Annotated in this window: 11 protein-coding genes; 1 reads left to right on the top strand and 10 read right to left on the bottom strand. The window is 68.3% G+C overall.

The window, feature by feature from the left end; translation table 11 throughout:
• Positions 1–37: 37 nt before the first annotated feature.
• The 8 genes from rplW to rpsL form a co-directional block, all read right to left on the bottom strand.
• Positions 38–334, bottom strand: coding sequence for a 50S ribosomal protein L23 (rplW, locus tag Manayef4_RS14910; RefSeq protein ID WP_011435041.1), 297 nt, complete (start codon positions 332–334; stop codon positions 38–40).
• Complete coding sequence (gene rplD, locus Manayef4_RS14905) at positions 331–1,068, bottom strand: 50S ribosomal protein L4 (RefSeq protein ID WP_011435040.1); 738 nt, start codon at positions 1,066–1,068, stop codon at positions 331–333. Before rplD ends, rplW begins: the two co-directional genes overlap by 4 nt.
• The gene (gene rplC / locus Manayef4_RS14900; protein WP_011435039.1) at positions 1,065–1,772 is read right to left on the bottom strand and encodes a 50S ribosomal protein L3; all 708 of its coding nucleotides are present in this window, start codon (positions 1,770–1,772) and stop codon (positions 1,065–1,067) included. The genes rplD and rplC overlap by 4 nt, the downstream gene beginning before the upstream one ends.
• Before the next feature lie 17 nt (positions 1,773–1,789).
• Positions 1,790–2,098 carry a 30S ribosomal protein S10 gene (rpsJ, locus tag Manayef4_RS14895; protein ID WP_007514815.1) on the bottom strand — a complete coding sequence of 103 codons (309 nt, stop codon included), beginning with the start codon at positions 2,096–2,098 and terminating at the stop codon, positions 1,790–1,792.
• Between the two features lie 298 nt (positions 2,099–2,396).
• A complete protein-coding gene (gene tuf / locus Manayef4_RS14890; protein WP_070131973.1) occupies positions 2,397–3,590 on the bottom strand; it encodes an elongation factor Tu in 1,194 nt (397 codons plus the stop codon).
• 73 nt (positions 3,591–3,663) lie between these two features.
• A complete protein-coding gene (gene fusA, locus Manayef4_RS14885) occupies positions 3,664–5,760 on the bottom strand; it encodes an elongation factor G (RefSeq protein WP_070131972.1) in 2,097 nt (698 codons plus the stop codon).
• A 6-nt stretch (positions 5,761–5,766) separates the two neighbouring features.
• Complete coding sequence (rpsG, locus tag Manayef4_RS14880) at positions 5,767–6,237, bottom strand: 30S ribosomal protein S7 (RefSeq protein ID WP_070131971.1); 471 nt, start codon at positions 6,235–6,237, stop codon at positions 5,767–5,769.
• The gene (rpsL, locus tag Manayef4_RS14875) at positions 6,237–6,611 is read right to left on the bottom strand and encodes a 30S ribosomal protein S12 (RefSeq protein ID WP_070131970.1); all 375 of its coding nucleotides are present in this window, start codon (positions 6,609–6,611) and stop codon (positions 6,237–6,239) included. Before rpsL ends, rpsG begins: the two co-directional genes overlap by 1 nt.
• A 553-nt stretch (positions 6,612–7,164) precedes the next feature.
• Here rpsL and mug point away from each other — a divergent pair.
• On the top strand, positions 7,165–7,752 hold the full coding sequence (gene mug / locus Manayef4_RS14870) for a G/U mismatch-specific DNA glycosylase (protein ID WP_011435035.1): 588 nt from the start codon (positions 7,165–7,167) through the stop codon (positions 7,750–7,752).
• On the opposite strand, the gene Manayef4_RS14865 is transcribed toward mug, so the two are convergent.
• Together Manayef4_RS14865 and Manayef4_RS14860 are read right to left on the bottom strand one after the other, a co-directional pair.
• Positions 7,729–8,673 (bottom strand): RNA pseudouridine synthase, encoded by a 945-nt coding sequence (locus tag Manayef4_RS14865; RefSeq protein WP_070132032.1) that lies wholly within the window; start codon positions 8,671–8,673, stop codon positions 7,729–7,731. The two genes, mug and Manayef4_RS14865, sit on opposite strands and share 24 nt — an antisense overlap.
• 349 nt (positions 8,674–9,022) lie before the next feature.
• Positions 9,023–12,910 carry a DNA-directed RNA polymerase subunit beta' gene (locus Manayef4_RS14860; protein WP_070131969.1) on the bottom strand — a complete coding sequence of 1,296 codons (3,888 nt, stop codon included), beginning with the start codon at positions 12,908–12,910 and terminating at the stop codon, positions 9,023–9,025.
• Positions 12,911–12,912 lie beyond the last annotated feature (2 nt).

Genomic DNA, 12,912 nt, shown 5'->3' with positions numbered 1-12,912 from the left:
CCGTCCTGGACCCACCGCCGCCGCGGAGCGCACGCGCTCAGGCACCGGGGCCTCCGAAGATCTCGATCGTGTCACCGGGAGCCAGRCTCACCAGGGCCCGCTTGGAGGCGGACCGGTGTCCCCAGCCGTGCTTGGTCCGCTTGCGCTTGCCCTGCCGGTTGATGGTGTTCACCCGCAGGACCCGCACATTGAAGATCTGCTGGACCGCGAGCTTGATCTGGGTCTTGTTCGCGTCCGGACGCACGATGAAGGTGTAGACGTTCTCGTCGAGCAGGCCGTAGCTCTTCTCGGAGACGACCGGCCGCAGGATCACGTCACGCGGGTCGGGAATCACTTGTTCTCCTCCGCCCCGGCCACACCTTCGGTGCCCGCGGCAGCCTCGGTCCCGGCGGTGGAGGTTGCCGGACGGGTGTCACGAGCAAGGAACGCGGCCAGCGCATCCTCGATGAAGACCACGTCGTCGCTCACCAGCACGTCATAGGTATTGAGCTGGCCCGGGTCGAGCAGGTGCACCGCCGCGACGTTGCGCAGGCTCTTCCAGGTCAGCTCGTCCGAACGGCTCGCCACCACCAGCACCCGGCGGGTGTCGGCGATCGTCCGCAGCGCGGTGACCGCGCTCTTCGTCGACGGCGTCTCGCCGGAGACCAGCGAGGACACCACGTGCACCCGGTTGTTGCGGGCCCGGTCGGACAGCGCGCCGCGCAGCGCGGCGGCCTTCATCTTCTTCGGGGTCCGCTGGTCGTATCTGCGCGGTGTGGGGCCGTGCACGGTGCCACCGCCGGTGAACTGCGGAGCCCGCAGCGATCCCTGCCGGGCCCGGCCGGTGCCCTTCTGCCGATACGGCTTGCGGCCACCGCCGCGGACCTCGCCGCGGGTCTTCGTGTCGTGCGTGCCCTGGCGGGCCGCCGCGAGCTGCGCCACCACGACCTGGTGGATCAGCGGGATGTTGAGCGGCACGTCGAACACGCCACCGGGCAGCTCGACGCTGCCGCCTTCGCCCCCGTTCGGCGCGTGCACCGCGACGGTGCGCGCGGTGACGCTCGGGTCGGATGTGGCCACCCGGCTCATGCCGAGACCTCCTCACCGGTACCGGCCAGCTCGGCCGCCGGGGCGATGGCCTCGGGCGCCGGGCGCTTGGCCGCGCTGCGCACGAGGACCAGACCACCATCCGGGCCGGGCACCGCACCCCTGACCAGCAGATAGCCACGCTCGGTGTCGACGGCGTGGATCGTCAGCCCCGAGGTCGTGGTGCGCACGTGACCCATCCGGCCGGCCATGCGCAGGCCCTTGAACACGCGACCGGGCGTGGCGCAGCCGCCGACCGACCCCGGCGAGCGGTGCTTGCGCTCGACGCCGTGCCCCGCGCCCAGACCCTTGAACCCGTGACGCTTCATGACACCGGCGAACCCCTTGCCCTTCGAGGTGCCGGTGACGTCAACGACGGTCCCGGCGGAGAACACCTCGCCGGTCAGCTCCTGGCCGGGCCGGTAGTTGCCGGCATCGGCGGTCCGCAGCTCGACGAGGTGGCGCCGGGGCGTCACCCCGCTGGTGGCGAAGTGGCCGCGGGCGGGTTTGTTGATCTTACGCGGGTCGACCTCGCCGTAACCGAGCTGAACGGCCGAGTAGCCGTCCGAGTCAGGCGTCTTGACCTGCGTGACGACGTTGGGTCCGGCCTTGATGACGGTGACCGGCACGACGCGGTTGTTCGCGTCCCATACCTGGGTCATCCCGAGCTTGGTGCCCAGGAGCCCTCTGTAGTTGCGGATGAGCATGACTGCGCCGGCCCCTCTTACAGCTTGATCTCGATATCGACGCCGGCGGGCAGGTCGAGGCGCATAAGCGAGTCGACCGTCTTGGGCGTCGGGTCAAGAATGTCGATCAGCCGCTTGTGCGTCCGCATCTCGAAGTGCTCGCGGCTGTCCTTGTACTTGTGCGGCGACCGGATGACGCAGTAGATGTTCTTCTCCGTCGGCAGCGGCACCGGTCCCGCGACCTGCGCGCCCGTCCGCGTCACCGTCTCGACGATCTTCCGCGCCGAGCTGTCGATGACCTCGTGGTCATAGGCCTTGAGCCGGATGCGGATCTTCTGTGCCGCCATGGTGGGCTTCGCCTGTCCTGTCTGTCTCGTCCGGCCGGTATCGCTACCGGGTCACCGCCCGTAGATCCTCACCGCCGGCCGCGCGGCGAGCCTGGCGCCCCGCCGCCGGCGGAARGAACCTGCCGGTTGTACCGCTGTCTCGTGCCGGTCCCGCTCGACGTGTCGACCGGGACCGGGCTGCGTCCCTTGCCGGCGGCCGGTTGTCCTCGGCAGCCGAGTCTCGCGAGAGCCCTGCCTGGTCAGGCAGCGCAGTGGGCGGTGGGTCCGTACACACGCCCGGACCCACCGCCCACGGCTACTACTTGAGAACCTTCGTAACCTGGCCCGCGCCGACGGTCCGGCCACCCTCGCGGATGGCGAAGCGCAGACCCTCCTCCATGGCGATCGGCTGGATCAGCTCGACCGTCATCTCGGTGTTGTCCCCCGGCATGACCATCKCCGTGCCCTCGGGGAGGGTCACGACGCCGGTCACGTCGGTGGTGCGGAAGTAAAACTGCGGGCGGTAGTTCTTGAAGAACGGCGTGTGCCGTCCGCCCTCATCCTTGTTGAGGATGTAGACGCGAGCCTCGAACACCGTGTGCGGGGTGATCGACTTCGGCTTGACGATGACCTGGCCGCGCTCGACGTCCTCCCGCTTGATACCGCGCAGGAGCAGACCGACGTTGTCGCCGGCACGCCCCTCGTCGAGCAGCTTGCGGAACATCTCGACACCGGTCACGGTGGTGGAGGTGGTCTCCGGCTTGATACCGACGATCTCCACGGTCTCGTTGACCTTGACGATTCCGCGCTCGACGCGACCGGTGACCACGGTGCCACGACCGGTGATCGTGAAGACGTCCTCGATCGGCATGAGGAACGGCCGGTCGATGTCACGCTGCGGCTCGGGGATCGACTCGTCGACCGCCGCCATGAGCTCGAGGAGCTTGGCGCCCCACTCCTTGTCGCCCTCCAGCGCCTTGAGCGCGGAGACCCGGACGACCGGAACGTCGTCGCCCGGGAACTCGTACGAGCTCAGCAGCTCCCGGACCTCCAGCTCGACGAGCTCGAGGATCTCCTCGTCGTCGACCATGTCGGCCTTGTTCAGGGCGACGACAATGTAGGGCACGCCGACCTGGCGGGCGAGGAGCACGTGCTCCTTCGTCTGCGGCATCGGGCCGTCGGTGGCGGACACGACCAGGATCGCGCCGTCCATCTGAGCGGCACCGGTGATCATGTTCTTGATGTAGTCAGCGTGTCCCGGGCAGTCGACGTGCGCATAGTGCCGGGTGTCGGTCTGGTACTCGACGTGGGCGATCGAGATCGTGATGCCGCGGGCCTTCTCCTCCGGCGCCTTGTCGATCTGGTCGAACGGCGTGAAGGGGTTGAGGTCTGGGTAGGCGTCGTGCAGGACCTTGGTGATCGCCGCGGTCAGGGTCGTCTTGCCGTGGTCGATGTGACCAATGGTGCCGATATTGACGTGCGGCTTCGTCCGCTCGAACTTCTGCTTCGCCACGGGTGTCCCTCCAAGGACGGGTGGTGTCGTGCTGTGTAGTCAGGTAGGGGTATTGCTCACGCCGTGAGGGCGCTCACTCTCCCCGGGCCTTGGCGATGATCTCCTTGGCGACGTTCGCGGGAACCTCGGCGTAGGAGTCGAACTGCATGGAGTAGCTCGCCCGGCCGGAGGTCTTCGAGCGAAGATCACCAACGTAGCCGAACATCTCCGACAGTGGCACCAGCGCCCGTACGATCCGGGAGCCCCCCCGCTCCTCCATCGCCTGGATCTGCCCACGGCGGGAGTTCAGGTCGCCGATCACGTCACCCATGTGGTCCTCGGGGGTGGTGACCTCGACGGCCATCAGGGGCTCGAGCAGCACCGGGTCGGCCTTGCGGGCCGCGTCCTTGAACGCCATCGAACCGGCGATCTTGAATGCGAGTTCGGACGAGTCGACGTCATGGAACTGGCCGTCGAGCAGGGTGACCTTGACGTCCACCAGCGGATAGCCGGCGAGCACGCCGAACTCCATGGCCTCCTGGCAGCCCGCATCCACCGAGGGGATGTACTCCCGGGGGATGCGACCACCCGTGACCTTGTTCTCGAACTCGTAGCCACCGCCGTCGCCGCCGGAGGGCTCCAGGTTGATGATCACCCGGGCGTACTGGCCGGATCCACCCGTCTGCTTCTTGTGGGTGTAGTCGACCTTCTCCACCTTGCGGCGGATCGTCTCCCGGTAGGCCACCTGCGGCTTGCCGACGTTCGCCTCGACACCGAACTCGCGGCGCATCCGGTCGACCAGCACATCCAAGTGCAGCTCGCCCATGCCGGCGATGATCGTCTGACCGGTCTCCTCGTCGGTGCGGACCTGGAAGGTCGGGTCCTCCTCGGCGAGCCGCTGGATGGCGGTGCCCAGCTTCTGCTGGTCGGCCTTGGTCTTCGGCTCGATCGCGACGTGGATGACCGGCGCCGGGAACGTCATCGACTCCAGGATCACCGGGGCGTTCGGGTCGCAGAGCGTGTCACCCGTGGTGGTGTTCTTCAGCCCCACCACGGCCACGATCTGTCCCGCGCCGACGCCCTCCCGGTCCTCCCGGTGGTTGGCGTGCATCTGCAGGATGCGGCCGACACGCTCCTTGCGGTCCTTCGTCGAGTTCAGCACCGGCGAACCACCAGTCAGCTTGCCGGAGTACACCCGGATGTAGGTCAGCTTACCCACGTACGGGTCACTCATGATCTTGAAGGCGAGCGCGGAAAACGGCTCGTCCTCGCTCGGCTCCCGGCGGACCTCGGTCTCCTCGTCACCGACCGCATGGCCGACGGTGGCGCCGATGTCCAGCGGGTTCGGCAGGAAGTCGACGACGGCGTCGAGCATGGGCTGGACGCCCTTGTTCTTGAACGCCGAACCGCACAGCACCGGGTTGACCTTGCTCGCCAGGGTCGCGCGGCGCAGGGCTGCGACGAGCTGCTCCGTGGAGGGCTCCTCACCCTCGAGGTAGAGCTCCATGAGCTCGTCGTCGTTCTCAGCGACGGTCTCGAGGAGCTTGTCGCGCCACTCCTGCGCGGCCTCAAGGTGATCCCGCGGGATGTCGACGGTCTCGTAAGAGGCGCCCTTGTCCTCGGTCTTCCAGAGGAGGCCCTTCATGCGGACCAGGTCGATGACACCGCGGAAGTCGGCCTCCACGCCCCACGGGAGCTGGATCACGGCCGGCGTCGCGTCGAGCCGGTCGATCATCATCTCCACGCAGCGGTGGAACTCGGCACCGACCCGGTCCATCTTGTTGACGAAGGCGATACGCGGGACGTTGTAACGGTCGGCCTGCTTCCAGACCGTCTCGCTCTGCGGCTCGACTCCGGCGACCGCGTCGAAGACCGCGACCGCACCGTCAAGGACCCGCAGCGAGCGCTCCACCTCGACGGTGAAGTCGACATGGCCGGGGGTATCGATGATGTTGATGGTGTGGTCGCGCCAGAGACAGGTGGTGRCCGCGGAGGTGATGGTGATCCCCCGCTCCTGCTCCTGCTCCATCCAGTCCATCGTGGCGCCGCCCTCGTGGACCTYACCGATCTTGTAGTTCACACCGGTGTAGAAGAGGATGCGCTCGGTGGTGGTGGTCTTGCCCGCGTCGATGTGGGCCATGATCCCGATGTTGCGGGTCCCGGCCAGCAAGGAACGTACGTCAGATGGCATGTCGGATCACCAGCGGTAGTGGGCGAAGGCCTTGTTGGACTCCGCCATCTTGTGGGTGTCCTCCYGGCGCTTCACGCTGGCGCCGAGGCCGTTGCTTGCGTCGATGAGCTCGTTCATCAGCCGCTCGGTCATCGTCTTCTCGCGACGAGCCCGGGAGTAGCCGACGATCCAGCGCAGCGCGAGGGTAGTGCTCYGGCCGGCGCGAACCTCGACCGGAACCTGGTAGGTGGCACCACCCACCCGGCGGCTGCGCACCTCCAGCGTCGGCTTGACGTTGTCCAGCGCGCGCTTGAGCGTGACGACCGGGTCGTTGCCGGYCTTGTTCTTCGCACCCTCGAGTGCGCCGTACACGATGCGCTCCGCGACCGACTTCTTACCGCTCAACAGCACCTTGTTCACCAGCGCGGTCACCAGCGGCGACCCGTACACCGGGTCGACCACCACGGTGTGCTTGGGCGCAGGCCCCTTGCGCGGCATCAGCCCTTCTCCTTCTTCGCGCCGTAGCGGCTACGAGCCTGCTTACGGTTACGGACGCCCTGCGTGTCGAGAGCGCCTCGGACGATCTTGTACCGGACACCCGGAAGATCCTTCACTCGGCCACCGCGAACCAGGACGATCGAGTGCTCCTGCAGGTTGTGGCCGACCCCGGGGATGTAGGCGGTGACTTCGATCCCGCTGTTCAACCGGACCCGGGCCACCTTGCGCAGGGCCGAGTTCGGCTTCTTCGGGGTGGTCGTGTAGACGCGGGTGCACACACCACGACGCTGAGGGCTTCCCTTGAGTGCCGGGGTCTTGGTCTTCTCGACCTTGTCCTRCCGGCCCTTGYGGACCAGCTRCTGGATCGTGGGCAACGCCGCTCCCGTTCCTGTCACGCCTCGTCGTACTGCCTTGGGCAACCAGACCGGTACGCCGGCCTACCTGCTGCTGTGGTCCGCACCCGATCCACCGGAGTGTCCTCGAGCGGCTTCTCCGACCCACGCGGTCGGGCGTGTCGCGCCATTCGACCGAAACCTCGATGCGATGATCCAGTTCCGGTGAGGAGCACGCCAGCCCGCCCGTCCGCTTTGCGGAACCGAGCTCGACAGTCGCCGACGGATACCCGAACAGTGACTTTACGTCAACCTAGCGAGCACCACGGCGCCACATCGAAGTGCAGGACGCACGCCGGAGCCACGTGGACTCCGACCACAGGGCTCAACAGTACTCCACGCCCGCGCCAGATGTCGAACGGGGGTGTCYGGCGAAATCCCACGCAGACCCCACGCGCACTATGCACTCGACGGGCGTACGCACTCGACGGGCGGCACAGGCGGGCACCARCACGGCCCCCCGTACTGGCACGCTGTACCTACTGGCACGCTGTACGGGACAGCACGATACCGGCATCGGAGGGCCCGCGAGGACATGTCTGACGCAGCCGGCGCACGATTCGCGGCCGCCCCCACCCGACGCCGGCCGAGCCGGGACGCGCTGCTCGCGGCCTACGGGACCACCGTCCCGGACCTGGTCGCCCCGGCCACCGTCGTGCTGCTCTGYGGGATCAACCCGTCCCTCGAGTCCGGGGCCACCGGCTTTCACTTCGGCACGCCGAGCAACCGGCTGTGGCCGGTGCTGCACCTCGCCGGCTTCACCCCACGCCGGTTGCATCCCAGCGAGACCGACGAACTGGTCCGCCGGGGCATCAGCATCACCAATCTCGTCCACCGCTCCACCGCGCGCGCCGACGAGATCAGCGATGACGAGGTCCGCGCCGGCGTGCCCCGGCTCACCGAACTCGTCGAACGGGTCGCACCCCGGTGGGTGGCCTTCCTCGGCTTGGCCGCCTACCGGATCGGGTTCGGACGCCGCGGCGCGAAGGTCGGCCGCCAGGCGGAGACCCTGGGATCCGCCGGCGTCTGGCTCCTGCCCAATCCGAGCGGCCTGAACGCGCACTACCAGCTGCCCGACCTGGTCCGGGTCTACGGCGAGCTACGCGAAACCGCCTATTCCTGACCCACCCGCCACGTTTCCGAGGAGGGTCGCCGCCAGGCCGGCCGGCAGATGCGTGCRTACCGGGGCCCAGAAGTCGGCTCCGGGGGGCGCCTCGACCTCGATGCGGGAGCCGCCGGCCCAAGCCGCATCGAAGGCGAGCCGCCACGAGTGCAGCAGGGTGCGGGCGGTGGCATCGCGGCCGAACAGCGGATCGCCCTCGATCGGGTGCCCGATCCAGGCCAGATGCACCCGGATCTGGTGGCGCCGCCCGCTGACCGGCGTGACCGCGAGCAGGGTGTACTCACCGCCCTCCCACACCCGGATGAAGGTCGTGACGGACGGGTATGTCCGGACGTGGGGAAACACCGCGGCGGGCGGAACCGTCCAGCGTCCGACGCCGGCGCCGGCGCCGGTCGGGCCAACCTCTGCCCGGGCCGCCTCCGCCAAGGGGGCCGCCTCCCCCAGGTCGGCCACCTCCGCCAAGGGGGCCGCCTCCCCCAGGTCGGCCACCTCCGCCAAGGGGGCCACCTCCGCCAAGGGGGCCACCTCCCCCAGGTCGGCCACCTCCGCCAAGGGGGCCACCTCCGCCAGGTCGGCCATGATGTCGGCCCGGTTCGCCGCCACCCGGACCCGACTCTTGCGCCCCACACTCAGCGGCAGGTCGACGGTCCCCGAGGCGGGCAGTCCGCGGGTGCGGGTCAGGACGAGGTAGCGCTTGTCCACCGTGCGGCGCTGGAACTGCCGGGTGAGATCACCGTGGAACCGCAACTGCCGGGCGAAGAGCACCAGGCCCGAGGTGACCTTGTCGATGCGGTGCACCGGGAACAGCTCCTCGCCGTCATCCCCGGCGAGGGTGACGAGATCGGTGTCGTGCCGCYCTCCCATGACCGAGATGCCGACGGGTTTGTCGAGCACGAGAATGGCCTCATCCTCGTAGATCATTCGTTCCCGGCGAATCTCGGTCCACTCGCGGTCAGCCCCGGTCACGTCCACTGCMGGGGAGCGCTTCGATGACCACTGTCCGATAAGGCGCCGGCYAACCGACTCAGGTCGTCGTGGTCGCCGGTCAGAATCACGCCGCCGCCACCTTCCACCGCCACCGCATGTACCTGCCCCTGTCCTGCCGATTTTCGCCTCTGCGCGCTGTCCCACCAGCGGGCTTCGGACCTGGACGCGCAACCGGCCCGGCACCCTGGTGAGGGCGCCGGGCCGGTCCTGATCGATCGGGCTTCGGTCGGGCTCTGGTCAGCTCCGCTCGGTCAGCCTCGCGACCTGCTTACGCGCGACCTGCTCAGCGGAAGTCTCCCGAGCTGCGGTAGTCGAACTCGTCCAGCGGGACCGCCTGGCCGGAGCCCGTGCCGAACGCACCGTACTCGACGCTGCCGTCCTCGTAGGCACCGACGGAGTACATCGCCGCACGTGCCTCCTCGGTCGGCTCGACCCGGATGTTGCGGTACCGGGAGATCCCGGTGCCGGCCGGGATGAGCTTTCCGATGATGACGTTCTCCTTCAGGCCGACGAGCGAGTCCGACCGGGCGTTGATCGCCGCGTCGGTGAGCACCCGAGTCGTCTCCTGGAAGGAGGCCGCCGACAGCCACGACTCGGTCGCCAGCGACGCCTTGGTGATCCCCATGAGGACCGGGCGGGCCGAGGCCGGCTGGCCACCGGTTTCCACCACCCGACGGTTCTCCGCCTCGAACCGGGYCCGCTCGCAGAGCTCACCGGGCAGCAGGGTGGTGTCGCCCGACTCGAGAACGTTCACCCGCTTGAGCATCTGGCGGATGATGATTTCGATGTKCTTGTCGTGGATCGACACACCCTGCGACCGGTAGACCTCCTGGACCTGGTCCACCAGGTGGAGCTGGACCTGGCGCGGYCCGAGGATGCGCAACACCTCGTGCGGGTCGACGGCACCGTCGACAATCTGGCTGCCGACCTCGATGTGGTCGCCCTCGCGGACCCGCAGGCGCGAACGCCGCGAGACCGGGTAGGCGATCTCGTCGCTGCCGTCGTCCGGCACCACCACGACCTTGAAGGTCTTCTCGGTCTCCTCGATCTTCACCCGGCCGGAGACCTCGGTGATGGGGGCCTTGCCCTTCGGGCTGCGCGCCTCGAACAGCTCGACGACACGCGGCAGACCCTGGGTGATGTCGTCGCCGGCGACGCCACCGCTGTGGAAGGTACGCATCGTCAGCTGGGTGCCGGGCTCACCGATGGACTGCGCGGCGACGATGCCGACGGCCTCACCGACGTCAACCAGCTTGCCGGTGGCGAGCGAGCGCCCGTAGCACTGGGCGCACACCCCCATCCGGGACTCGCAGGTCAGCGCCGAGCGGACCCGCACCTGCTCGATGCCGGCCTCGATGATCTGGCTGATCGCGACGTCCCCGGCGTCGGTGCCGGCGGGCACGATGACCTCGCCGTTCGCGTCGATCGCGTCGGAGGCCAGCGTCCGCGCGTACGCCGAGGTCTCGGCATACCGGTCCCGGACCAGCACCCCGTCGGCGCCCTTGCGGGCGATCCGAGTGAGGATGCCGCGCTCGGTGCCGCAGTCCTCCTCGCGGACGATGACATCCTGGCTGACGTCGACGAGCCGCCGGGTCAGGTACCCCGAGTCCGCGGTGCGCAGGGCGGTGTCGGCGAGTCCCTTACGGGCACCGTGGGTGGAGATGAAGTACTCCAGCACGGTCAGGCCCTCGCGGAAGTTCGCCTTGATCGGCCGCGGGATGATCTCACCTTTCGGGTTGGAGACCAGACCACGCATGCCGGCGAGCTGCCGGATCTGCATCATGTTTCCAGCGGCTCCGGAGTTGACCAGCACGTAGACCGGGTTGGTCTCCGGGAAGTTCTCCTCCATCGCCTCGGYGATCTTGTTGGTCGCCTCGGTCCAGATCTGGACCAGCTCGCTGYGGCGCTCCTCGTCGGACAGGAAGCCGCGGTCGAACTGCTTCTGGACCCGGTCGGCRCGCTGCTCGTAGTCGTCGAGGATCTCGGCCTTGTTCGGCGGCGCGACGACGTCCTCGATCGCGACGGTGACCCCGGACCGGGTGGCCCAGTAGAAACCGGCGCTCTTCAGGGCGTCCAGGGTCGCCGCTACCTGGATCTTCGGGTACCGCTCGGCCAGGTCGTTGACGATCGCGGCCTGGGCCTTCTTGTTCAGCTGGGCGTTGATGAAGGGGTAGCCCTCCGGCAGCGCCTCGTTGAGCAGGCAACGACCGAACGTGGTCTCCAGGGTGAACACGTCCCCGGTGACCCAGTCGGCGGGCGGGACCCAGTCCGACGGCGGGGTGGTGTCCCGCAACCGCACCCTGATCTTCGCCTGAAGGGCGACCTCCCGGGCGTCGAAGGCCATCTGCGCCTCGGCGACGCTGGAGAACGACCGCCCCTCGCCGAGCGCCCCCTCGGCCAGGCGGGACAGGTGGAACACCCCGGTCACCATGTCGAGGCTCGGCATCGCCAGCGGCCGGCCCGATGCGGGCGAGAGAATGTTGTTGCTCGACAGCATCAGGATCCGCGCCTCGGCCTGCGCCTCGGCGGACAGCGGCAGGTGCACCGCCATCTGGTCACCGTCGAAGTCGGCGTTGAACGCCGTGCAGACCAGCGGGTGGATCTGGATGGCCTTGCCCTCGACGAGCTGCGGTTCGAAGGCCTGGATGCCGAGGCGGTGCAGGGTCGGCGCCCGGTTGAGCAGCACGGGGTGCTCGGTGATGACCTCCTCGAGCACGTCCCACACGACCGGGCGGGCCCGCTCGACCATCCGCTTCGCCGACTTGATGTTCTGCGCGTGGTTGAGGTCCACCAGGCGCTTCATCACGAACGGCTTGAACAGCTCCAGCGCCATCTGCTTGGGCAGACCGCACTGGTGCAGCTTGAGCTGCGGACCGACGACGATGACCGAACGGCCGGAGTAGTCGACCCGCTTGCCCAGCAGGTTCTGGCGGAACCGGCCCTGCTTGCCCTTGAGCATGTCGGACAGCGACTTCAGCGGGCGGTTACCCGGGCCGGTGACCGGCCGGCCGCGGCGGCCGTTGTCGAACAGCGCGTCGACGGCCTCCTGCAGCATCCGCTTCTCGTTGTTGACGATGATCTCGGGCGCGCCGAGGTCGAGCAGCCGCTTCAACCGGTTGTTCCGGTTGATCACCCGGCGGTACAGGTCGTTGAGGTCCGAGGTGGCGAACCGGCCACCATCGAGCTGCACCATCGGGCGCAGATCGGGTGGGATCACCGGGACGCAGTCGAGCACCATCCCCATCGGGGAGTTGCGGGTGTTCAGGAACGCGGAGACGACCTTGAGCCGCTTGAGCGCGCGGGCCTTCTTCTGGCCCTTGCCGCTGCGGATGGTCTCGCGCAGCGACTCGGCCTCGGCGGCCAGGTCGAAGTCGGCCAGCCGCCGCTGCAGCGCCTCGGCGCCCATACCGCCGTCGAAGTACGCACCGAAGCGGTCGCGCAGCTCGCGATAAAGCAGCTCGTCCGGCTCCAGGTCCTGGACCTTCATGTTCTTGAACCGGTCGAAGACGCGGTCGAGATCGTCGATCTTACGCTGCACCCGGTCCCGGAGCTGGCGCATCTCGCGCTCGGCCGACTCGCGGACCTTGCGTCGCGCGTCACCCTTGGCGCCCTCGGCCTCGAGCTGTGCGAGGTCGGCCTCGAGCCGCTTCTGCCGGACTTCCACGTCGGCGTTCTTCTTGTCCTCGAGCTGCTGCTTCTCGACGCCGATGCGGGCCTCGAGGGTCGGCAGATCGCGGTGGCGGGCGTCCGTGTCCACCTTTGTGATCATGTACGCGGCGAAGTAGATGACCTTCTCGAGGTCCTTCGGCGCGAGGTCCAGCAGGTAGCCGAGGCGGCTCGGGACACCCTTGAAGTACCAGATGTGGGTGACCGGCGCAGCCAGCTCGATGTGGCCCATGCGCTCACGGCGGACCTTGGCCCGGGTCACCTCGACGCCGCAGCGCTCACAGATGATGCCCTTGAACCGGACCCGCTTGTACTTGCCGCAGTAGCACTCCCAGTCCCGGGTCGGACCGAAGATCTTCTCGCAGAAGAGCCCGTCCTTCTCCGGCTTCAGGGTGCGGTAGTTGATCGTCTCGGGCTTCTTGACCTCACCGTGCGACCACTGGCGGATGTCATCCGCGGTGGCGAGACCGATGCGCAGTTCGTCGAAGAAGTTGACGTCCAGCAAGA

It is taken from the genome of Frankia sp. CgMI4 (genome assembly GCF_001756285.1).
GTDB lineage: Bacteria > Actinomycetota > Actinomycetes > Frankiales > Frankiaceae > Frankia > Frankia casuarinae.
Note: the sequence above shows the minus strand (reverse complement) of the source record. Positions and strands in the feature narration are given on the sequence as shown.